Origin of the sequence: Nitrospirillum viridazoti CBAmc (assembly GCF_000730165.1) — a bacterium.
GTDB lineage: Bacteria > Pseudomonadota > Alphaproteobacteria > Azospirillales > Azospirillaceae > Nitrospirillum > Nitrospirillum viridazoti.
In genome coordinates this window covers 16,012-38,867 of the sequence record NZ_CP022112.1, presented here as the reverse complement: position 1 = coordinate 38,867, position 22,856 = coordinate 16,012, and the positions used below count along the sequence as shown (strand labels likewise).

Below are 22,856 nucleotides of genomic sequence, written 5' to 3'. Positions count from 1 at the left end.
CGCCGGACCCCTTCCGGCGGCAATAAAACTAGGGAGTAGACGTTCGTGCCCCACGCGCCGTTTGGGTCCTGCCTGCCTTCCACGCCCCGTGCCTTCGCCCGCCGCCTTGCCGCCGGTGCCGCCCTCAGTGCGCTGATGATTGGGGGCGCCCTGATGATTGGGGGCGTGCTGACCTCGCCGGCCCACGCCCAGATCGCGCTGGAGGCCGAGATGTCGGCGCGGGCGACCGCCGCCGCCGTGCCGCCCACCCCGTCGGTGCCGGGGCCGTGGATGAACACCAAGCTGTCGCCGGATGAACGGGCGCGCCTGCTGGAAAGCCAGCTGACCCTGGATGAGCGCATCGGCATGCTGCACGGCATCATGGCCCTGCCCTACAAGATCGAGGGCCTGCCGGACGGCGTCGTCTGGTCCGCCGGCTACATCCCCGGCGTGCCGCGCCTGGGCATCCCCGCGCTGCGCGAGACGGACGCCAGCCTGGGCGTCGCCACCCCGCACCGCCTGCGCCCCGACGGCGCCACCGGCCTGCCCGCCGGCTTGGCCATCGCCGCGACATGGAGCCCGGAACTGGCCTACCAGGGCGGCGCCATGGTGGGTGACGAAGCGACGCGCAAGGGCTTCAACGTCCTGCTGGGCGGCGGGGTGAACCTGACGCGCGAGGCGCGCAACGGCCGCAACTTCGAATATCTGGGTGAGGACCCCCTGCTGGCCGGCACACTGGCGGGCCAGGCCATCCGCGGCACCCAGGACCAGCACATCGTGGCGACGGTGAAGCACTTCGCCATCAACAGCCAGGAATCGAGCCGCCGCGCCGTGAGCGCCGTGATCGACGAGGCGCCGCTGCGTGAAAGCGACCTGCTGGCCTTCCAGTTCGCCATCGAGGCGGGCAAGCCCGGCTCGGTCATGTGTTCCTACAACCGCGTCAACGGCCCCTGGGCCTGCGACAGTGACTTCCTGCTGAACAAGGTGCTGAAGGGGGATTGGGCCTATCCCGGCTGGGTCATGTCCGACTGGGGCGCCACCCCGGCGCTGAGCGCCGCCACCAACGGCCTGGACCAGCAGTCGGGTGAGCAGATCGACAAGGAGGTGTTCTTCGACAAGCCGCTGAAGGCGGCGGTCGAGGGCGGCCAGATCCCGGCGGCCCGTGTGTCGGACATGGTGCGGCGCATCCTGCGCTCCCTGTTCGCCACCGGCGTGTTCGATGTGAAAGCGCCCACCGGCCCCATCGACTTCCAGGCCCACGCCGACATCACCCGCACGGTCGCCGAACAGGGCATCGTGCTGCTGAAGAACAGGGGTGACGTGCTGCCCTTCACCAAGGGCAAGCGCATCGCCGTCATCGGCGGCCTGGCGGATGTGGGCGTGCTGTCGGGCGGCGGCTCATCCCAGGTGCTGGCGGCCGACGGGCCCAACCATGACTACAAGAACGGCGCCTTCGTCCATATCGGCGGCACCGGTGAGCTGGTCCACATCTCCGACGCCATCTATCAGCCCGACGCGCCACTGAAGGCCATCGAGGACAAGGCCGGCAAGGACAACGTGTTCTTCGCCGACGGCCGGTACGTCAGCGAAAGCGTGGCCGCCGCCAAGGACGCGGACATCGCCATCGTCTTCGCCACGCAATGGAACATCGAAGGCCAGGACGTGCCGGATCTCAGCCTGCCCCAGGGCCAGGACGCCGTCATCGCCGCCGTGGCCGCCGCCAACCCCAACACCATCGTGGTGCTGGAGACGGGCGGCCCCGTCGCCATGCCCTGGCTGGACAAGGTCGCGGGCGTGGTGGAGGCCTGGTACCCCGGCACGCGCGGCGGCCAGGCCATCGCCAACGTGCTGTTCGGCGACGTGAACCCCTCGGGCCACCTGCCCATCACCTTCCCCAAGGATGAAAGCCAGCTGCCCAGCCCGGTGCTGGCCGGCTTCTATGAGCGCGACCGCACCAAGCTGATCGACGCCCATTATCCGGAGAAGTCGGACGTGGGCTACCGCTGGTACGCGGCCAAGGGCCTGACGCCCCTGTTCCCCTTCGGCTACGGCCTCAGCTACACCACCTTCGCGCAAGGCGGGCTGAAGGCATCGGCCGGCACCAAGGCCGGTGAGGCGATGAAGATCAGCTTCACCGTGAGCAACGCGGGCAAGCGCGCCGGCCAGGATGTGGGGCAGGTCTATCTGGTGTCGGGCCCGCAGGGCAACCGCACCCGCCTGCTGGGCTTTGGCCGGGTGGACCTGAAGCCGGGCGAAAAGAAGACGGTCAGTGTCAGCGTCGACCCGCGCCTGCTGGCCGATTTCGACGCCCAGGCCCATGAGTGGAAGGTAGCGGCCGGCAGCTACACCGTGGCCCTGGGCAGCGACGCCCTGAGCCTGGGGGAGAAGCAGACCGTGACGCTGAAGGCCCAGACCCTGAAGCCGTGACGGGATCGCCTGGCAAGCCACCCCGGCGCTTGCCAGGCCCCACCCCTGGGGCCGACACTGGCGGCAAAACAGCCGCCTGGGAGAACGCCTCATGTCCGCCGCCGCACAAGCCGACATCTTCGACTACGTCGTCGTGGGCGCGGGCTCGGCCGGGTGCGTGCTGGCCAACCGGCTGTCGACCGACCCGGGCGTGCGCGTGGCCTTGGTGGAGGCCGGCGGCAAGGACGACTGGATCTGGTTCCACATCCCCGTCGGCTATCTGTTCGCCATCGGCAATCCCCGCGCCGACTGGATGTTCAAGACCGAGGCGGTGCCAGGATTGAACGGCCGCAGCCTGGCCTATCCACGCGGCAAGGTGCTGGGCGGCTGCTCCGCCATCAACGCCATGATCTACATGCGCGGCCAGGCTGCCGACTATGACGGCTGGCGCCAGATGGGGCTGGAGGGCTGGGGCTGGGACGACGTGCTGCCCACCTTCCTGGCGCAGGAGGACCATGTGGCGGGCAGCAGCCTGTTCCATGGGGCCGGCGGCGAATGGCATGTCGACCACCCGCGCATCCGCTGGGCCCTGCTGGATGCCGTCATCGACGCCGCCGAGCAGTGCGGCATACCCCGCACAGAGGATTTCAACCGCGGCGACAACGAGGGCTGCGGCTATTTCCAGGTGAACCAGAAGGGCGGCCGGCGCTGGAGTGCCGCCCGTGCCTTCCTCGACCCTGTCCGCCACCGCCCCAACCTGACCGTCATCACCGGCGCCCTGGCCGACCGCCTGGTGTTCGAGGGCACACGCGCCACTGGCGTGCGCCTGCGCGCACCCGGGGGCATCCGTACCCTGGCGGCACGGCGGGAGGTGGTGGTGGCCACCGGCGCCGTGGCCACACCGGCCCTGCTGGAACGCTCCGGCATCGGCGCCGGCCAGCGGCTGCGCGACCTGGGCGTGGAGGTCATCGCCGACCGCCCGGGGGTGGGGGAGAATTTGCAGGACCACCTGCAGCTGCGCCCCATCTTCAAGGTGACAGGCGTGCCCACCTTGAACCTGCTGTACCAATCCCTGCCCCGGCGGGCCTGGATGGGGCTGGACTATGCCCTGCGCCGGCGCGGGCCGCTGACCATGGCGCCGTCGCAGCTGGGCGCCTTCACCCGCAGCGGCCCGGAATACGCCACCCCCAACCTGCAATTCCACATCCAGCCCCTGTCGCTGGACAAGTTCGGTGACGCGCTGCACCCCTTCGGCGCCTTCACCGCCAGCGTCTGCAATCTGCGCCCCACCAGCCGGGGCAGCATCCACGCGCGCAGCCCCGATGCCACCGACGCCCCCCTGATCCAGCCCAATTACCTAGCGACGGAGGAGGACCGGCGGGTGGCGGTGGACAGCCTGCGCCTGGCGCGCCGCATCGCCCAGGCCCCGGCGCTGGCCGCCTTCAAACCGGAGGAATACAAGCCCGGCATCCACCTGCAAAGCGATGCCGACATCGCGCAGGCCGCTGGCGACGTGGGCACCACCATCTTCCACCCCGTGGGCACCGCCCGCATGGGCGCCCCCGACGACCCTCACGCCGTCACAGACGCCCGCCTGCGGGTCATCGGAGTGCAGGGCCTGCGCGTGGCCGACGCCTCGGTCATGCCGCGCATCACCTCGGGCAACACCGCGTCGCCCACCATGATGATCGCGGACCGGGCCGCACGGATGATATTGGAGGATGCGCGCTAGCGGGGACGGCGAACTCTATGCCCGGACCAGGGCGTAGGCGCCCAGGATGGCCGCGATGAGGCCCGGGAAGCGCTGATCCACCTCGGAACAGCGCGAATGGTTGCGCATCTCTACGCCGTGCCGCTCACACCGGATCAGCCCGGCCTCGCGCAGCACCTTGATGTGGTGGGACAGCGAGGATTTCGGGATGGCCTTGTCGCCCACGACCGCGACATCCGAGCACGCCTCCACACAGCCCTGCCCAGAAATCTGGGTGAAGATCGCCGCGCGCACGGGATCGGACAGGGCGTGAAGGATGGCTTTCGGTCGCATATCTCCGACCGCGGGGTGAAATAAGGGCCTCATGATTTTTTTAATATGAGGGGGCTTGTTGCCTGCTTCAATAGTTCCGATATTCCGAACTATGGGACGAAGCCGGCATCCTCCGGCTGCCCCGACTCAAAAAGGGAACGGAAAACATGGGAAAGCTTACCGGTAAGGTCGCCGTGGTGACGGGCGCCTCCAAGGGTATCGGCGCCGGCATCGCCAAGGCGCTGGCGGCGGAAGGTGCGGCCGTCGTGGTCAACTACGCGTCGAGCAAGGCCGGCGCGGATGCGGCGGTCCAGGCAATCATGGCGGCGGGCGGCAAGGCCATCGCCGTGCAGGGCGACGTCACCAAGGCCGACCAGGCGCAGGGCCTGATCGACGCGGCGATCAAGGAATTCGGCCGCCTGGACATCCTGGTCAACAACTCCGGCGTTTACGAATTCGCCGCCATCGAGGAGGTGACCGAGGCGCATTACCGCCGCATATTCGACGTCAACGTGCTGGGCCTGCTGCTGACCACCCAGGCGGCCGCGAAGCACCTGGGCGAAGGTGGCAGCGTCATCAACATCTCGTCCGCCGTCACCAGCGTGCTCATGCCGACCTCGGCCGTCTATACCGGGACCAAGGGCGCGGTGGACGTCATCACCGGCGTGCTGGCCAATGAACTGGGCCCGCGCAAGATCCGGGTGAACGCCATCAATCCGGGCCTGGTCGAGACCGAAGGCACGCATACCGCCGGGGTCGTCGGCTCCGACCTTGAACACGGCTTCGTGGCGCAGACCCCGCTGGGCCGCATCGGCCGGCCGGACGACATCGCGGCCGTCGCCGTCTTCCTCGCTTCCGACGACGCCCGCTGGCTGACCGGTGAACGGTTGACCGCCAGCGGCGGCCTGCGCTGAGCCACATGCCGCATCCCGTGTGCCCCCCTTCACGGGGGAGCACACAGTCATGCTGAGGCGGCTTGGCGCAACAGCACTTCCGCGCCATAGTGCGGGCACCCGGCCCCCGGGTTCATGGAAGGCCACGCGACATGATGGAAGGGCACACCTCGGCATCCTGCCGGTGCGGCAAGGTGGAACTTGAGATCGTCGGCGCCCCCATCCTGCGCGGCATTTGTTATTGCGCCAGTTGCCAAGAGGCCGGCCGCCGGCATCAGGCCAAGCTTGGCGCCGATGTCGCCCTGGCCGAGGATGGCGGCACGGATTATGTCCTCTATCGCAAAGACCGCGTCCGCTGCGTCCGGGGCGGGGAGTTGCTGGAGGAGCGGCGGCTGGACCCGAAGTCCCCGACACGGCGCCTGTACGCGCGTTGCTGCGACACCGCCATGTTCCTGGATTTCACCAAGGGCCATTGGCTGACCGTTTATCGCGGCCGCCTGCCCGGCACCATCCCGCCGGCGACCATGCGGGTGATGACCGCCGCCCGTCCCCAGGGCGTGGCCTTGCCCGATGACATGGTCAACCATCCCGGCATTTCCGGCAAATTCATGCTGAAGCTCCTGGGCGCCTGGGCCGCCATGGGCTTCCGGCGCCCGGCAGTCGAGGGCGTGCCGTGAGCGTCAGGCCGGGCGCTTGAAGGCCAAGCGCAGCCAGGCCAGGGCGGCGAGGGTGATCACCACCAGCGAGACCAGCGAGCCCTCGACCCCGAAGGCCCCGCCGGTCAGCCATGGCGCGCCGGCCAGATCCCCGCGCACCAGGCCGGACGTGACGGCATGGCCCGATACGGGGACCGAGAACACCTGCCCGACGCTGTAATTCCAGGCCACATGGCTGCCGATGCACAGCCACAGGCGGCGCGTCTTCATATAAATGGCCGACTGCAGCAGGCCGAAGGCGCAGGCGGCGGCCACCGCCAGCACGGAGATGCCGTCGTTGGGCAAATGCACCAGACCGAACAGCAGGGCGGAAATGGCGAGGGCGGCGCGGCTGCCCCAGGCCCGTTCGGTCACACCGAACACGATGCCGCGGAACACCGCCTCTTCCGCCAGCGCGACCAACACCAGTTCGGCCAAGGGCAAGAAAAGCGCCAGGCTGACGCCATTCACCCCGTCGACCCGATAGACGCCCAACAGGGCCAGCAGCGCGAAGACAGCCGTCACCATGGCGCCACCCAGCAGCAGGCCAAGGCCCAGTTCGCGCGGCGCCTGGGGCAGCGCCAGTTCCGTCACCGAGCGCTTTTCAATGCGCCGCACATAAAAGCCATAACCGAACCAGACGAGGACCGCCGCCAGCAGCTGCGGCCACACGACGCGGTACGGCTTATCCACCAGCTTGGTGGCCAGGATCATCACCAGCGGCACCGGCGCGAAGGTGAGCAGCGTGCCGACAAGGATGCGCACCAGCGGGTGGGCCATCAGGCGCGTGCCAAAACGGGACCGGGGGGCGGCCAAGGCCAGGGTATGCTCCATCATTCGCTTTCCAGGTGGTCAGAGGCCAAATCAGAGGTTAGGTCACGGGCGGCGCGGATGCGGTCGCCGAACGGGCGCTTGTGCAAGGCCTCGATTGCCTCGCGCAGGCATTGCGACAGGGGGTAGGGCAGATCGGCGTCCAGGCTGTCCGCAGCCTGGCGGGTCCTGTCCCAGCATTCCTGCAGCCGACCCAGCAGGGACACGCCATGCTTGCTGAGGCTGACCAGGCGCTGGCGGGCGTCGCTGTCGCTGGCGGTGATGGATACCAGCTTGTCCGCCTTCATCAACGCCAGCGTCTGGGTCACGGCCGGCTGGGTGATGCCGGCCAGTTCGGCGATGCGGCCGACCGTCAGGCTGCCGTGCGCCGCCAACACCCGCATGATGGGCGTGTAGCGCGGCCGGTAGTCCAGCCCCGCCTCGCCGTAGGCGGCATCGACCGCCCCGTCGAGCAGGTCGATCAGATGCCGCAGCTGAGTTCCCAATCCCTGTTTCATGCAGAGACAATATCACTGCTTATATAAGCAGTGATATAATTTTCTTCGGCCGGGCCGCCCGAACCCTCCCGGCTTGCGTTCAACGGCGCCGTTCAAGCGGTTGTGCCCCTTATGCACATGGTCAAAATAAATACGGGAGTTAATATTATAACGTGTGGATTTACTCACTTATTCCCGCTCTCATTCAGTTCGCGCTTAGCCTATCATCCTATCCGAATGCAAGGCGCCCCTGTCCATCTGGAAAGAGAGGCCATGCAATCCCTTTCGCAAATTTCGAATATGGGAAAAACTGTCCAGTGGAGGACTGTCATGTCTGGAATAAATGGTATTCCGTTAATTCACTTTAAATCGGATATGCGCAAGCAAAGCTCCAAGATGACTGCGAAGCACCTTGCAACAAGCATAACATTGGCCACGGCTCTCACCATAATTTCAGTGCAACCGGCCATGGCGGGCAACGAATGTAGGAAATTCCAGCCGAAGGTGTCCTGGGCCAATGGCCCTAGCCCGAACCCTGGAAAGATACATTTGCAGATTGCGTGGGAATTTCTGGGTCCGGCCTCTTGCAGGGACGCTGTCCACATCCGCTTCGGCGAAGCAGGAAAAACACCCTTTATTATAAAGGAAACCGGTTTCGGTAAAAATTGTGGCTACTACACCAATGAAGGTCGTCCTTTGCCGCGCTGCGCCTATAACGTGGAGGTCGATTACGGCATTATGTATGAAGCAAGCGTTCAAGCCTGCCACAAACATGCTTTATCCGGTGACGCTTGCTCATCCTGGGGAAGTAGTAAAATAAGTTTTCCACGCCCCGGATAATCTCGCATCCGCCGGGCATTTTCCCGCTTCACCTTTTGGCTATACTGTCGAAAAAGGTCGAGCCGCCGCATGATCGAACTTGGCGGGCAATTTGTCAGCGCCGTGCCAAGGCCGCCGCTAACGCCATCAGAACCTTACACACCCCCCCGACCAACGCCCCTTCCCAACGTCCCATCCGCCCGTTATAAGAGTTGCGAGTGATTTGCAATATCGGGCGGTGGGACGCCACCCGGGGGACGTGACAGTGACCAGTGTGACCAGAGACCAGGCCGGCGGCGACGCCGTGGCCAGCCAGAGCATTCGTGCGCCCGGTAAAGCGCGCCGGTTGCCGGTGAGGGGCCCGGCGGGCGGCATCACGGGGCGGTGGGTGGTCTATCAACTGCACTGGCTGCTGGGCATCACGCTGGGCTTCGTGCTGGCGCTAATGGGCATCACCGGCGCCACCATGAGCTTCGAGGACCAGATCATGCGGGCGCTGAGCCCCGGCGTGATCACGGTGGCGCCGCGCGAGGCGCCGGTGCTGACGCCCGACGCGCTGCTGGCCCGGGTGCGGGAGCAGCGGCCCGACACGCGGGTGGAAGGGGTGTTCCTGTCCGCCCGCAAGGATGAGGCGGCGCGCGTGCTGTTTGCCGGCGGCATGGGCGGCAACCGGGGGGAACGCGCCTATGTCGACCCCTATGACGGCACGGTGCTGGGCCGCGCGACGGGGGAGGAGTTCTTCGCCTTCGTCCGCCGGCTGCACCGCTGGCTGGCCCTGCCCGGCAACGGCGACGGACTGGGCCGGCAGATCACCGGCGCCGCCGTCATGGCCCTGCTGTTCTTCTGCCTCTCGGGCCTGTATCTGCGCTGGCCCCGCCGGCCGCTGGACTGGCGCGCTTGGCTGGCGCTGGACACGGGGGCCAAGGGCCGCGCCTTCCTGTGGTCCTTGCACGCCGTCATCGGCACTTGGGTGCTGCTGGTCTATCTGGTCATCGGCCTGACCGGGCTGTGGTGGTCCTACGACTGGTACCGCGACGCGGCCGTCCAGCTATTGACCGGCCAGCCGCTGCCGGCGCGTGAGGAAGGCCCGAAGGGCGAGAAGGGCGGCCGGGAGCGGGGCAAGGGCGAGGCCGGCCCCATCTCCGTCGATGCCGCCTGGGCCGCCTTCCTGGCGCGCGAGGGCGACCATTACGCCATGGCGCTGCTGACCCCACCGGGGAAGCCGGACGGCCCCACCCGCGTGCGCTATCGCCCCCTGGGCGCGCCGGCGGACCAGGCCTATGACGAGATGGTGCTGGATACCGCCACGGGCCAGGTGAAGTCCGAGAGCCATTACGCGGACAAGAAGCTGGGCGCCCAGCTGCTGGCCGGGGTGTTGACCGTGCACCGGGGCACCTATTTCGGCACCGGGGGTGCGGTGGTGTTCATGGCGGCGGCCGGGGCCATGCCCCTGTTCACCATCACCGGCCTGCTGATGTACCTGGACCGCCGGCGCAAGAAGAAGGCGGTGCGCCTAGCCCGGGGCGGCGCCCAGAATGCGGCCACCACCGCCATCCCGCCCACCGCCGCCAGCGCCACCCTGACCATCGCCTACGCCAGCCAGACGGGCACGGCGGAGCAGCTGGCCTGGCGCACCGCCGGCGCGCTGCGCGACGGCGGGCTGGCGCCCGAGGTGCTGCCGCTGGCCAAGCTGGATCCGAAGACCCTGCGCGGCCGCCTGCTGGTGGTGGCCAGCACCTATGGCGAGGGGGAGCCGCCGGACGACGCCCGCGCCTTCGCCAGGAAGCGCATGGGCAGCCCCGCCGACCTGGGCGGGGTGGCGTTCGCCGTGCTGGCCCTGGGTGACCGGCAGTATGAGACCTTCTGCGGCTTCGGCCGCGCGTTGGACCGCTGGCTGGGCGACAGCGGCGCCACCCGCCTGTTCGAGCCTGTGCTGGTGGACGACAACGACGCCCAGGCGCTGCACCAGTGGCAGGAGCAGCTGCGGAGCATCGGGGCCGGCACCGCGCCCGACTGGGCGCCCGAGGCCTATGGCCGCTGGCGCCTGGTGGAACGCCGGCTGCTGAATCCCGGCAGCCCGGGCGGTCCCGCCTACCACCTGTCGCTGGAGCCCCTGGACCAGCCCCAGCCCCTTTGGGCGGCCGGCGACATCGCCCAGATCCTGCCTGGCAACGACGCCAGCGCTCATCACCGCGACTATTCCATCGCCAGCCTGCCGTCCTCCGGCCGCCTGGACCTGCTGGTGCGCCAGCAGACGCGGCCCGACGGCACCTTGGGCCTGGGCTCCGGCTGGCTGACTGCCGGTGTCGCGGTGGGGGAAGAGGTGCGGATGCGCCTGCGGCCCAACCCCGGCTTCCACGCCCCGGCGGCGGCGGTGCCCATGATCCTGATCGGCACCGGCACCGGCTTGGCCGGCCTGCGCGGCCACCTCAAGCACCGCCAGGCGCAGCGCCAGGGCGACGCCTGGCTGCTGTTCGGGGAGCGACATGCCGCCACCGACGCCTGGCATGCCGAGGAGATCGCTGCCTGGCAGGCGGACGGCACGCTAGCGCGCGCGGACCTGGTCTATTCCCGCGACGGCCAGGGCTATGTCCAAGATCGCCTGGCAGCCCAAGCGGACGAGGTGCGGGCCTGGGTGGACCGGGGCGCCGTGCTGTACGTCTGCGGCAGCCTGGAGGGCATGGCCCCGGGTGTGGACGGCGCGCTGGAGGCCATCCTGGGCCGCGACCGCCTGGACACCCTGACGGCCGAAGGGCGCTATCGCCGGGATGTGTATTGAGACTGGCCGGCCCGCCAGATCAGGTGGAGTTTCGCCTCTGGCGCGCCGGGCGAACCAGCAGGTGGATACCCCATCCCACACTGGCGAGCCCCAGAACAATCAGCAGAATGCCAAAGGCGATGATGCGTTCCTTGTAACCGGGGGCGAGGCCGATCGCGAACATCTGCGCGGTCCACAGATAGGCCGACAGAACGATGGCCAGCGGCAGCAGTCCGACCACGATGCAAAGGACACCCCGCAGCTTTCTCATCGCCCATCAAACCCTGGGGTTATGTTGCCCTCACCACTAGGCGGGTGGGAAGAATGAGCGAGTCCGGGTGCTCGCCATTGATGAGCGCCAGCACGCTTTGCGCCAGCCGTACCCCGCCCTCGGTCCAGTTCTGGTGCACCGAGGTCAGGGCCGGCGTGTGGAAGGCGGCCATGGGGGTGTCGTCGTAGCCGATGACGGAGACGTCGTCCGGCACGGTCAGCTTCGCCTCCGTCAGGGCGCGCATGGCGCCCAGCGCGATGGCGTCGCTGCAGGCAAAGATGCCGTCGAATCCAACTGACGTGTCGGCCAGCAGGCCCCGCACCGCCGCCACGCCGGCGTTGAAGGTGAAGTCGCAAGGCACCAGCGCCACCAGTACCGCCCCGGCCGACGCCAGGGTTTCGGCGAAGCCGTGCAGGCGCTCCGCGTTCTCACGGTGGCGGGTGTCGCCCAGGAAGACCAGGCGGCGGCGGCCGGTCTCGATCAGGCGGGCGGCGGCCAGCGCCCCACCCTGGTGGTTGTCGCTGCCCACGAAGACGGGGTCCACGCCCGGCTGGGGGGCGCCCCACACCACCAGCGGCACGCCCATGGGCAGCAGCTGGCGCACGGCCGTGTCGTCGGCGCCCTGACCCAGCAGGATGGCGCCGTCGGCCGCCTGCACGGCGGCGGCCGGCTGCGACTGCCCTGTGGTCAACAGCACGTTGTAACCGGCCGTGGTCAGTTCCTGGCAGATGCCGCCCAGCAAATCCAAGGGAAAGGGGCCGGACATGGGCCGTTCCGGCGTGGGTTTCATGTCCACCACCACGGCGATGGTGTGGCTGCGCTGCAGGCGCAGGTTCCGCGCCGTGGCGTTGAAGCGATAGCCCATTTCCCGCGCCAGGTCCTGGATGCGGCGGCGCGTGTCCTCACGCACGGATGGGCTGTCGCGCAGGGCGCGGGACACGGTGATGATGGACACCTGCGCCCGTTCCGCCAGGTCGGCCATGGTCAGGCGCGCGGCGTCACCGGGGACGGCGTCCGCCATCACGGACGAGGCCGCCGGGCGGCTGGACTTGGCGGGGCGCGGGCTCATCAGCGGGTCCGAAACGAGAAAGGAAGCCGGGAAAGAGGAACATCCCCATAAACGGACATTCCAGGTGATGACTGTTTCATAAACCCACTGTGCTTGCCAGACGAGGCCTTGCCAAGCGCGGGCTGGCCCTGCCCGGCGACGTCACCGAGTCGCCATCCAGTCCCATATGCGGATAGACGTTCCACCCGGCCCAATCCCCTATCCCCCCTCTTTCCGCAGGATGGACCGGCGCCCATTCTCAGCCGGCGTCCACGCCTGTTCCGCAGCCCAGCCCTAGCATTGAATGACATCGATAACAATAGTGGCGGCATGCCTTACCCCACACGGGGGAAAGCGCCGATACTGATACGCCAAGGGTTTAAAGGAACCGCCGCATATCCAGGAATTATGCTGCATCCGCGAAGTGCAGGCGCAGCAATGTTTGTCCCGTTTATGCCCCTGGTGTTGCGCCATTGCATCGCTCCCCGGCCTCGTGACTCCCAAATGACATCGATGTCTTGTTATCGATGTCATTCGATGTTATCGATGGCCCCATTCAAGCAGGGGTGGTAGGCGACCCAACCAGGGCGTGCCATCCCGATAAGAAGCCTTGGGTCAGGGCGCGACGGGGCGAGCCAGTCCAAGTCACGATCACCACCAAGACATAAGGGGAGGGAAGAATGTCACATCCTCACAGGATAGGTGCGTTGTTGGGCGGCGTCGCGTTGGCCGCCCTGCTGATGCCGGCCGTGGGCTTGGCGCAAACAGCGACCACCACGGCCACGAACACCGCACCGGCGCCGCAGGCCGCCGGCGCCGTCGACGAACTGCAGGAAATCATCGTCACCGGTACCGCGCGCAGCGACGGCATGAAGAAGCTGGACGCCAGCTTCGCCATCAGCACCATCAAGGCCGAGGACATCGTCGCCCAGCAGCCCAACGGCACCGCCGACCTGCTGAAGCTGACACCGGGCCTGTGGGTGGAATCCACCAGCGGCACGGCCGGCCCCAACATCGACGTGCGTGGTTTCCCGGGCGGCGGCGACGCGCCCTTCATCACCATGCAGATCGATGGCTCGCCTATCTACCCAGCACCCACCCTGTCCTTCATGGACAACTCCACCCTCATCCGCCTGGACGACACGGTGGAGCGGGTGGAGGTGCTGCGCGGCGGCCCGGCCACCGTCTTCTCCAACGCCCAGCCGGGCGCCACGGTGAACTTCATCCAGCGCAAGGGCACGGACACCCCCGAGGGCAGCATCCGCCTGACCGTGGGTGACGAAGGCCTGTACCGCGTCGACACCTATTACGGCGGCCCCATCACCAAGGACCTGAACTTCATGGTCGGCGGCTTCTACCGCTACAATGAGGGCATCCGCAGCACCCAGTTCCCCGCCGACGACGGCGGCCAGGTGGTGGCCAACATCACCAAGAAGTTCGAGAATGGCGAGTTCACGTTCTACGGCCGCCGCACGGACGACAAGAACGCCTTCTACACCGCCATTCCGCTGGTCAGCAGCAACGGCGGCAAGAACATCTCGGCCTTCCCCGGCACCGATCCGGGCACCTTCAGCCTGTACAGCAACGACGTCCGCAACGTCACCATCGAGACGGGCCCCGGCCAGTCCAAGAACGTGGACATCGGCGACGGCCGCGGCATTCAGCTGACCACCCTGGGCAACACCCTGGATTTGGACCTGAAGGGCTGGCAGCTCAGCAACAAGATGAACTTCGTCACCGGCCGGGCCTTCACCCAGTCGGAATTCACGGGCTCGAACCCCGAGACGCTGGGCCAGTTCATCAGCGACACCGTGACCTCGGCCAACGCCAACGCCGCCGTGGTGGCGGCGGCCGGCGGCATCGCCACCGGTGGCTCGGCCAAGATCGTCGGTTCGGGCGCCGCCCTGACCAACATGAACCAGCAGGTCATCGCCGTGGGCATGTGGTCGGTGGACAAGCGCATCCAGTCCTTCACCGATGACGCCCGCCTCAGCCATGAGCTGTTCCCCGGCAATACCCTGACGGTAGGCGCCTACTTCGCCCAGTATTCGTCCAAGGACCAGTGGTACCTGGGCAACAACTACCTGCTGACCATGCAGAACCACCCGCAGGCGGTGGACGTGGTGCTGAACAACGGCGCCAAGGCCTCGCGCGGCGGCCTGACCTCCGGTTCCTTCTACGCGCTGGACGCCAGCTACGACGGCACCGCCGTGGCGGGCTTCATCTCCGACGAATGGAAGATCACGCCGGACCTGCGCCTGGACGCCGGTTTCCGCATGGAACATCAGAGCATCAACGGCACCATCAGCAACGACAGCACCGGCGACCTGGATAACAACCCGCTGACGCTGTACGACAACGCCGCCAGCTACACCAACGGCACCTACTACGGCGTCAGTTCCCACCGGACGGAGCCGTCGTGGACCGTCGGCGCCAACTACTACCTGACCGACGACCTCAGCGTGTACGCCCGCGTCAACAGCGGCCACGAGTTCCCGCAGTTCGACGCCCTGCGCGGCGGCGACTACCAGATGGTCAACATCCGGCAGCAGGAAGTGGGCCTGAAGACGTCGTCGCACTACTACAGCGCCTATGTCACCGGCTTCCACAACACCTTCTCCGGCCTCTTGTACCAGGCCGAGGTGGTGAACCCCGACGGCAGCGGCAGCCTGATCAACGAAATCTATGGATCGGAAGCCTGGGGTGCGGAGTTTGAACTGGCGGTGCGGCCCGTCACCAACCTGACGGTCAGCTTCCGCGGCACCTATCTGGATGCCAAGTACCAGGACAACCCCACCTTCAACGGCGACCAGGTGCTGCGCCAGCCCAAGTTCCAGTTCTCCATCGCGCCGTCGTACGAGATCCCGCTGGATTGGGCCAGCCTGCGCCTGTTCGGCACCTACACCCATGTGGGCGACCGCTACGGCGACCCGAACAACCAGCAGCCGCTGCCGGCCTACGACACCCTGGACCTGGGCGTCTCGGCCGAGTTCGACCGCTACACCGTCCAGCTGACCGGCACCAACCTGACGGACGAGCTGGGCATCACCGAGGGCAACGCCCGCGTGGTCGGGTCCGGCACCAGCAGCAGCGGCGTCTTCCTGGGCCGCCCGCTGTTCGGCCGGTCCATCCACCTGAGTGCCGCGGCCAAGTTCTGACCGCCGGCTGATTAGGGGGCGCCGTCCGCAGGGCGGCACCCTTCCGGTATGGGGCCGTCGCCCCGAAGACGGCCTCTGGGGATGGGCGGGCATTGCCCCGATCTTTGCCCGCCCATCCTCCTTTTCCACTCGGCTCCTTTTCCTTCGGCCTACAGTGAAGGTGACCATCCCGTGTCCAGCGCCGCCTCCCTCACCTCAGCGCCCCCCGGCCCGCCCGCGTTGACGGAAACCGACATCCCGGCCCGGCTGGACCGCCTGCCCTGGGGGCGGTTCCACAGCCTGGTGGTGGCCGCCCTCGGCATCACCTGGGTGCTGGACGGGCTGGAGGTCACGCTGGCCGGCGCCGTCGCCGGCGCCATGAAGGAAAGCCCGTCGCTGGCGCTGAACAACGCCCAGGTTTCGGCCGCCAGCAGCGCCTATCTCATCGGCTGCGTGCTGGGCGGCCTGTTCTTCGGCTGGCTGACCGACAGGCTGGGCCGCAAGAAGCTGTTCAGCATCACCCTGCTGGTCTACCTGACCGCCACCGCCGCCACCGCCTTCAGCTGGGATTTCACCAGCCTGCTGCTGTTCCGCTTCATCACCGGGGCCGGCATCGGCGGCGAATATGTGGCCATCAATTCCACCATCCAGGAACTGATCCCCGCCCGCGCGCGCGGCTGGGTTACCCTGGTCATCAACGGCAGCTACTGGCTGGGTGCCGCCCTGGGCGCCATCGGCGCCGTCGTCCTGCTGGATCCGGGCCTGCTGGGGCCGGACATGGGCTGGCGCGCCAGCTTCTTCACCGGCGCCGTGCTGGGCCTGTTCATCCTGCTGCTGCGCCGGGCCATCCCGGAAAGTCCCCGCTGGCTGATGACCCATGGCCGCGTGCCGGAGGGTGAGGCCATCGTCGCCCGCATCGAGGCCGGCATCCAGGCCCAGGGCCTGACCCTGCCCCCCGCCGGCCCGCCGGTGCGCCTGCGTGAGCTGCGGACGGTATCGACCGCCGCCGTGGCCCGGTCGCTGCTGCGCGATTACGGCCGACGCACGGTGCTGGGCCTGTCGCTGATGACGGCCCAGGCCTTCTTCTACAACGCCATCTTCTTCACCGAGGCCCTGGTCCTGACCTCGTTCTTCGATGTGCCGTCCAGTTCCGTGGGCTGGTACATCCTGCCCTTCGCGGCCGGCAACTTCCTGGGCCCCCTGATCATCGGCCGCTTCTTCGACACCATCGGCCGTGTGCCCATGATCGCCGGCACCTACGCCCTGTCGGGCGTGCTGCTGATCGGCACCGGCATCCTGTTCCAGCAGGGCCTGCTGACCGCCACCACCATCACCCTGGCGTGGAGCGTCATCTTCTTCTTCGCCTCCGCCGCCGCCAGCTCCGCCTACCTGACGGTCAGCGAATGCTTCCCGCTGGAGATCCGCGCCGTCGCCATCTCGCTGTTCTTCGCCTTCGGCACCGGCCTGGGCGGGGTCTGCGGCCCGCTGGTGTTCGGCGCCCTGATCGACACCGGCTCTCGCACCAACGTGCTGTGGGGCTACGTCCTGGGGGCCGGCCTGATGATCGCCGCCGCCATCGCCGAACTGGTGCTGGGCGTGAAGGCGGAGGGCCGGTCGCTGGAAGACGTGGCCGCCCCGCTGTCCTCCACCCCGCACAGCTGAACCATTCCTGCCTGAGGGAACCCAGGCCCCCTTGCCCGGGTTACCCCCTAGGCCACCTGCAGATCGAAACCACGTGGATCGCCCGTGACAGCCTCGCTCCCCCCCTTCCCCGCCATCCCGCCCGCCACCGATCCCTGGGTGGTCATCGCCCAGGGCGACAGCCCGGCGGCGCTGAAATGCACCGAATCCCTGTTCACGCTCGGCAACGGCTTCATCGGCGTGCGCGGTGGCGTGGAGGAGGATGCACGCTCCACCGCGCCCGTCGTGCATCTGAACGGCGTCTATGAGATCACGCCCATCACCTATCACGAGAAGGCGCCGGGCTTCGCCGAGGCCAGCGACACCCGCATCCCGGTGCCGGACGGCACCCTGATCGGCCTGACCGTGGAGGGCGAACCGCTGGATCTGTCCACCGGCACCGTGCTGGAGCATCACCGCTGGCTGGACCTGCGTACCGGCGTGCTGCATCGGGCGCTGCGCTGGCGTTCGCCCGCCGGCCGCACCTTGCAGCTGGCGACCGAGCGCCTGGTGGTGGAGGACCACCCCGGCCCCGTGGTCATTCAGTACCAGGTGACGGCGGAAGACTTCACCGCCGAGGTGGTGGTGGATTCGTGCCTGGCCCCGCACCAGCCGCCCTCGGCGGACGAGGGCGGCGTGCACGACCCCCGCGTGGGCCCGCAGCTGGCGGCCCTGGCCTTCCGCCGCTGGATCGAGGAGGACGGCAGCGACGGCATGGTGCTGCGCACCGGCCGCAGCCGCCAGGGCGTGGCCGTGGCCATGAGCCACAGCGTGACCGTCACCAGCGACGCCCCCATCCTGACGGCCAGCATCCGCGACCAGGGCATCGTCAGCCACACCGTACGCACGACCCTCACGCCCGGAACCGTGCTGACCCTGGTGAAGGGCGTGGCCTATGCCGCCGACAAGGGCGTGGACGGCACCCCCGCCGATGACGAGGCGCTGGCCCGCGCCGCCCTGGCCGCCCTGGCCCAAGCTACCGCCATCGGCCTGCCCGCGCTGCGCCAGGCGCGCACCCAGGCGCTGCAGGATTTCTGGCTGTCGTCCGACCTCGCCATAGAGGGCGCGCCGGAGCTGGAGCGCGCCGTGCGTTTCAACCTGTTCCAGCTGCTGCAGGGGGCGGGGCGGGATGGCCTGACCTCTGTCGGCGCCAAGGGGCAGAGCGGCGAAGGCTATGAGGGCCATTATTTCTGGGACGCCGAGATCTTCGCCCTGCCGGTGCTAGTCTACACCCGGCCGGCCGTGGCCCGTGCCATCCTGGAATACCGGCACCGCACTCTGGACGGCGCCCGTGCCCATGCGCGCGCCATGGGTCACCGCAAGGGCGCCCTGTATCCCTGGCGCACCATCGGCGGCGCCGAATGCTCCGCCTATTTCCCTGCAGGCTCGGCGCAATACCACATCAACGCCGACATCGCCCACGCCGTGCGCCAATACATGGACGCCAGTGGCGACGACGATTTCCTGGTGCGCCACGGCGCCGAAATCCTGTTCGAGACGGCCCGCCTGTGGCTGGACATGGGGCATTACAACCCGCGCCGCGGGGGCCGCTTCTGCATCCACGAAGTGACCGGGCCGGATGAATACACGGCCATGGTGGACAACAACCTCTACACCAACGCCATGGCCCAGGCGCACCTGGAGTATGCGGCCGAGGTGGCGGCCCGCCTGGGCCGGGAGAAGCCGGAGGCCCTGGCGCGCATCGCCGCCGCCATCGGCCTGGGCGCGGAGGAGCCAGAGGGCTGGCGCCAGGCGGCGGAGGCCATGTATCTGCCCCATGACGAGGCCAGCGGCATTTACCCGCAGGACGACAGCTTCCTGGACAAGAAGCCCTGGGATTTCGCCGGCACGCCCGCCGACCATCATCCCCTGTTGATGCACTATCATCCCCTGGTGCTGTACCGCCACCAGGTGTGCAAGCAGGCGGACGCGGTACTGGCCTTCTGCCTGCTGCCCCACCGGTTCGAGCCGGAGGCCGTACGCCGGTCTTTCGCCTTCTATGAGTCGGTGACGGTGCATGACAGCACCCTGTCGGCCGGCGTGTTCGCCCTGCTGGCGGCGCGCCTGGGCCAGATGGACAAGGCGCTGGCTTATTTCAATGACACCGCCCTGGTCGACCTGGACGATTTGCACCACAACACGGGCCATGGCCTGCACATGGCCGCCATGGCCGGCAGCTGGATGGCCCTGGCCCAGGGGTTCGCGGGGCTGCACGCCCTGGGCGGCACCCTGCGCTTCGCCCCCACCCTGCCCCCGGGCTGGACCGGGTACCGCTTCCGCCTGGAGTTCCAGGGCAACCGGGTGGAAGTGGCCGTCGGTTGCGACGCCGCAACCACCTATCGCCTGCTGGCCGGCCCCGGCCTGGCGCTGAGCCATCACGGTCAGGTCGTGCACCTGACGCCAACGGCCCCGGAAGAGGTGATGGAGGGCACCCGCCATGCCGCGCTTTGATGCCGTGCTGTTCGACCTGGATGGGGTGCTGGCCGACACCGCCCACATCCATTTCGCCGCCTGGCGCCGCCTGGCGGAAGAGCTGGGCATCCACCTCGAACCAGCCTTCGAGGAGAAGCTGAAGGGCGTGGACCGCATGGGGTCGCTGGAGCTGATCCTGGCCCATGGCGGGCCAGAGGGGAGCGTGACGCGCACGGCGGAGGAAAAGCGGGTGCTGGCCGAGCGCAAGAACGGCTATTACACCGCCGCCATCGCCGAGCAGACGCCCGACGACCTGTTGCCCGGCGCCCGCCGGGTGCTGGAGGAGGTGCGGGCCGCTGGGCTGAAGATCGCCCTGGCCTCGGCCAGCCGCAACGCCCCGCCCCTGCTGCAGCAGCTGGGCATCGCACCGCTGATCGACGCCATCGCCGACCCGGCGGCGGTCAAGGCGCCGAAGCCGGCGCCCGACCTGTTCCTGGAAGCGGCACGCCTGGTGGGCGCCGTACCGGAACGCTGCCTGGGTATTGAGGATTCTGTGGCCGGCATCATCAGCATCAAGGACGCCGGCATGGTGGCCGTTGGCATCGGCGATCCCACCGTGCTGACCAGGGCCGACTATGTCGTGCCCACGACCGAGCAGTTTCACATCGGCGATTTCCTGTAACGTGCCGACCCATCCTTACGCCTCGGGGGCATTTCCCCCGAGGCGTAAGGATATCCGTCCCCGCAGGTCCCTCCCAACCCGGCACGGACGGCGCCGCCACCAAGCTTTTGGGTAAAGGTCAGACGACCGGTTCCGGCATCCGCGCCGCCGCCTGGGCATGATGGAAGTAGGAACGCCCCCAAGAGGTGCGGATCTCCTCATGCCGGGGGGCGCGGTCGAAGCCCGGCTGGCGCAACGGCAGGGCCAACAGTTCATCGCCCTCGCGCAGCAGCAGGGCCAGCGCCTCCAGCTCCGCCACCGCCGCGGTGACGGCGGCCTCGCCAAAGCGGGGTGCCAAGGTCTTCAGCAGCGGGCCGGCACCCTGGATTTCGGCGCAGGCATCCAGCACCGCCGCGGCGACGGCAGTCAGCGCGTGTCGCCGGGGGGTGGCACCCCGGCCATCCTCCACCACCGCCGTGCCGTCATTGGCCGGCGTCAGGGTCAACGTCGCGTCGCCCCGGCGCCATAGGTCCAGCTGAGCGGCCAGGGCGGCATGACCAGCCGCCAAATCCTCGTCCGGCCGCTCGGGCGTCATGTCAAAGTGATAGGCTAGGCGCGCGGTGCCATCCTCGTCGTGGGGGAATATGTGGCTGTAGCCGGGCACGGGACGGATGGTGACGCCGAAGGCCGCCGGCGTGTTGAAGTAAGGACTGAAACGGTCGGCGCGCACCCGGTGGAGGCCGCCGGGCGGATGCAGGTGGGTGATCTTGGGCACCACCGCCGCCGCGGCGTGGTAATGGGCCGCCGTCTCCCCCGGGAAGCCATAGAGGTGGGACCAGTCCACCAGCACGCCCGCCTCTGCCGCCAGGCGCAGGGTCTGGACGTTGCGCAACAGGGTGGTTCCCTTGCGCATCAGGGCCAGCACCGGGGTGCTGAGCGATTCCACGCCCGGTTGGATCTTGCGCACCCCGGCCTGCCCCAGCAGGGCCAGCTGGCCCGCGCGCAGGTTGGCCTTGACCTCGTAATGCAGCAGCAGCGGCCGGTCCAGCGCCGCCAGGCGGGGCAGGAAGTCGCCGAAGTAGCGGCTGTCCAGGATGTTGTCGACCACCATGATCTCACGCCCGAAGCGGTCGGCCACGTCCGTCAGCTCGGTAAAGGCGCGATCCTGGCTCTTGCTGCGGTAGGCCATGCCCAGGCCGTTCAGCCCGCAGAAGGTGCAATGGTGTTTCTGCCCCCACCAGCAGCCCCGGGCGCTTTCGAACAGGGGAAAGGCCGGGAAACGCTCAGCCACCGCCGGCAGGCGCGCCCGGTCAGCATAGAAATCAGCATAGTCCAGGGGCGGCAGGCTATCCATGTCGGTGATCATGCCCGCGGGCACGGTGGCCGGAAGGGTCGTCCCGTCGGCGGCGCGGATGGTGCTGCCCGGCAAGCCGGCCAGATCCAGCCCCGCCGCGTGGCGACGCACCAGCTCGGGCAGCACCTCCTCCGCCTCGCCCCCCACGACCACGTCGATGAACGGATAGCGGCGGTGCAGCTCCACCCCCATCTCGTCGCTGCAATTGGCGCCGCCGAAGACGATCAGGATGTGGGGGTGCGCCGCCTTGATGCGCCGCGCCAGCGCCAGCGAGGCCATGGTCTGCTGGAAGGAGGTGGAGAAGCCCACGACGGCATAGCGCGACCAGTCGACCAGGCCGAAACAATGCTCGATGAAGCCCTCCGCCTTGTTGCGGGCGGCCAGGATGCCCATCAGGCGTTGCGGCCCGAAATAGCGGCCATATTCCCCCGTCATCAGGCCATTCAGGAAGGTGAAAGGCTCCCTCTCTGGCGCACCATGAGCGGCACCGGCGAACACCCAGTCCCCCACCATGGCCAGGAAATAACGGCTGTCCTCCACCGCGGCATAGGCGTCGAAGCCGATATAGTCGGCGAAGTCCAGGTAGAAGTGGCGGATATCCGCCGCCAAGCCCTGGCGGGCCAGCGCGCCCTTCAGCAGGGACAGACCGATGACGGGATAATGCAGGGCGGCGACGGGCATGGCCACCAGCAGGGTGCGGCCGTCACCGGCCTTCATCATTCCCGATCCATCGGCCATGCGCGCGCCCTGAAATCTCTTAAACCAAGCGATGCGTCCTATTGAGTTTCCTCACTAGGGCGCGTCGCCCATGATCAAATCAGTACCAGACACTGGGAATCGGAAGGTTCGCAGCGGGCGGCGCTTCCTCATCTTGAAGGTCGCGCTCTCTAAAAGCTCGGAGGAAAGCTTCGCTCGCCTCGGAAGCGGAAAAACCCAAGTCTGCCAGACTTGACTTAACATGATCAGCAACGATTTGCGGCATAGAAGTATCTCCCGATCTTTTGGTTCACCCGCTAAGAGCACGCGAAAGCCAAAACCACAGGCGGATTCATCTGAATGACTAACGCCAATCATGCTAATATGTTGAAGATTGCGCCCGCCGCTTAGAGCGGGCACTTATCTGTAGGACTGTCAGAACCAGGAATTGGGCAGCGGATTGGCCGCGAAGAAGCCCTCGATATCGCTGGCGGCATCGCTGAAAGGCTGGTTTCCCAGCTTGGCGAAGAAAGCTAGGGCTTCGGGCGAGGCCTTGAAGCCAAGCGTGGCAAGCGTCCCCGGGATGTCAGCCAGGAACTGCTTACGGAAACCGGGCTCCAACAGCGCCCGTCCCAGGACCTTCTGTACATCCTCGGGAGACATTTCACGCAAAAATTGTGTCATTTTCCCCTCATCTTTCACGCATAAGGCAAATTA

The 22,856-nt window shown here is 67.8% G+C and carries 17 protein-coding genes; 10 read left to right on the top strand and 7 right to left on the bottom strand.

The window, feature by feature from the left end:
- The first annotated feature begins 45 nt into the window (after window positions 1–45).
- Window positions 46–2,406 carry a beta-glucosidase family protein gene (locus Y958_RS22165; protein WP_244909641.1) on the top strand — a complete coding sequence of 787 codons (2,361 nt, stop codon included), beginning with the start codon at window positions 46–48 and terminating at the stop codon, window positions 2,404–2,406.
- A 91-nt stretch (window positions 2,407–2,497) separates the two neighbouring features.
- On the top strand, window positions 2,498–4,117 hold the full coding sequence (locus Y958_RS22160) for a GMC family oxidoreductase (protein ID WP_088874175.1): 1,620 nt from the start codon (window positions 2,498–2,500) through the stop codon (window positions 4,115–4,117).
- A 15-nt stretch (window positions 4,118–4,132) separates the two neighbouring features.
- Here the strand turns inward: Y958_RS22160 and Y958_RS22155 are convergent, their stop codons facing one another.
- On the bottom strand, window positions 4,133–4,429 hold the full coding sequence (locus tag Y958_RS22155) for an ArsR/SmtB family transcription factor (protein ID WP_244909640.1): 297 nt from the start codon (window positions 4,427–4,429) through the stop codon (window positions 4,133–4,135).
- A 146-nt stretch (window positions 4,430–4,575) separates the two neighbouring features.
- Here Y958_RS22155 and Y958_RS22150 point away from each other — a divergent pair, with 146 nt between their 5' ends.
- A complete protein-coding gene (locus tag Y958_RS22150) occupies window positions 4,576–5,322 on the top strand; it encodes a glucose 1-dehydrogenase (RefSeq protein WP_088874173.1) in 747 nt (248 codons plus the stop codon).
- 131 nt (window positions 5,323–5,453) lie between these two features.
- Complete coding sequence (locus Y958_RS22145) at window positions 5,454–5,978, top strand: GFA family protein (protein WP_211098749.1); 525 nt, start codon at window positions 5,454–5,456, stop codon at window positions 5,976–5,978.
- A gap of 3 nt (window positions 5,979–5,981) precedes the next feature.
- On the opposite strand, the gene Y958_RS22140 is transcribed toward Y958_RS22145, so the two are convergent.
- Window positions 5,982–6,833, bottom strand: a complete 852-nt coding sequence (locus Y958_RS22140; RefSeq protein ID WP_088874172.1) for a CPBP family intramembrane glutamic endopeptidase — start codon at window positions 6,831–6,833, stop codon at window positions 5,982–5,984.
- Complete coding sequence (locus Y958_RS22135) at window positions 6,830–7,324, bottom strand: MarR family winged helix-turn-helix transcriptional regulator (RefSeq protein WP_088874171.1); 495 nt, start codon at window positions 7,322–7,324, stop codon at window positions 6,830–6,832. Before Y958_RS22135 ends, Y958_RS22140 begins: the two co-directional genes overlap by 4 nt.
- Before the next feature lie 252 nt (window positions 7,325–7,576).
- Between Y958_RS22135 and Y958_RS31540 the strand changes: the two genes are divergently transcribed.
- Both Y958_RS31540 and Y958_RS22130 read left to right on the top strand, forming a co-directional pair.
- On the top strand, window positions 7,577–8,143 hold the full coding sequence (locus Y958_RS31540; RefSeq protein WP_145727542.1) for a hypothetical protein: 567 nt from the start codon (window positions 7,577–7,579) through the stop codon (window positions 8,141–8,143).
- A gap of 244 nt (window positions 8,144–8,387) precedes the next feature.
- On the top strand, window positions 8,388–10,901 hold the full coding sequence (locus tag Y958_RS22130; RefSeq protein WP_211098748.1) for a PepSY domain-containing protein: 2,514 nt from the start codon (window positions 8,388–8,390) through the stop codon (window positions 10,899–10,901).
- A gap of 19 nt (window positions 10,902–10,920) precedes the next feature.
- On the opposite strand, the gene Y958_RS22125 is transcribed toward Y958_RS22130, so the two are convergent.
- Both Y958_RS22125 and Y958_RS22120 read right to left on the bottom strand, forming a co-directional pair.
- Window positions 10,921–11,151 (bottom strand): hypothetical protein, encoded by a 231-nt coding sequence (locus Y958_RS22125; protein WP_088874170.1) that lies wholly within the window; start codon window positions 11,149–11,151, stop codon window positions 10,921–10,923.
- Between the two features lie 19 nt (window positions 11,152–11,170).
- Window positions 11,171–12,220, bottom strand: a complete 1,050-nt coding sequence (locus Y958_RS22120) for a LacI family DNA-binding transcriptional regulator (RefSeq protein ID WP_211098747.1) — start codon at window positions 12,218–12,220, stop codon at window positions 11,171–11,173.
- A 689-nt stretch (window positions 12,221–12,909) separates the two neighbouring features.
- On the opposite strand from Y958_RS22120, the gene Y958_RS22115 reads away from it, so the two are divergent.
- The 4 genes from Y958_RS22115 to pgmB all read left to right on the top strand — a co-directional run bounded on the left by Y958_RS22115 (window position 12,910) and on the right by pgmB (window position 20,110).
- On the top strand, window positions 12,910–15,357 hold the full coding sequence (locus Y958_RS22115) for a TonB-dependent receptor (protein ID WP_186291555.1): 2,448 nt from the start codon (window positions 12,910–12,912) through the stop codon (window positions 15,355–15,357).
- Between the two features lie 171 nt (window positions 15,358–15,528).
- A complete protein-coding gene (locus Y958_RS22110; RefSeq protein ID WP_244410983.1) occupies window positions 15,529–16,998 on the top strand; it encodes an MFS transporter in 1,470 nt (489 codons plus the stop codon).
- 84 nt (window positions 16,999–17,082) lie between these two features.
- Complete coding sequence (locus tag Y958_RS22105) at window positions 17,083–19,467, top strand: glycoside hydrolase family 65 protein (protein WP_088874168.1); 2,385 nt, start codon at window positions 17,083–17,085, stop codon at window positions 19,465–19,467.
- Window positions 19,454–20,110, top strand: coding sequence for a beta-phosphoglucomutase (pgmB, locus tag Y958_RS22100; RefSeq protein WP_088874167.1), 657 nt, complete (start codon window positions 19,454–19,456; stop codon window positions 20,108–20,110). Before Y958_RS22105 ends, pgmB begins: the two co-directional genes overlap by 14 nt.
- 118 nt (window positions 20,111–20,228) lie before the next feature.
- Here the strand turns inward: pgmB and Y958_RS22095 are convergent, their stop codons facing one another.
- Window positions 20,229–22,163: a RiPP maturation radical SAM C-methyltransferase gene (locus Y958_RS22095; protein ID WP_186291554.1), complete on the bottom strand. Its 1,935-nt coding sequence runs from the start codon at window positions 22,161–22,163 to the stop codon at window positions 20,229–20,231.
- A gap of 411 nt (window positions 22,164–22,574) precedes the next feature.
- On the bottom strand, window positions 22,575–22,823 hold the full coding sequence (locus Y958_RS22090; RefSeq protein WP_145727543.1) for an Os1348 family NHLP clan protein: 249 nt from the start codon (window positions 22,821–22,823) through the stop codon (window positions 22,575–22,577).
- Window positions 22,824–22,856 lie beyond the last annotated feature (33 nt).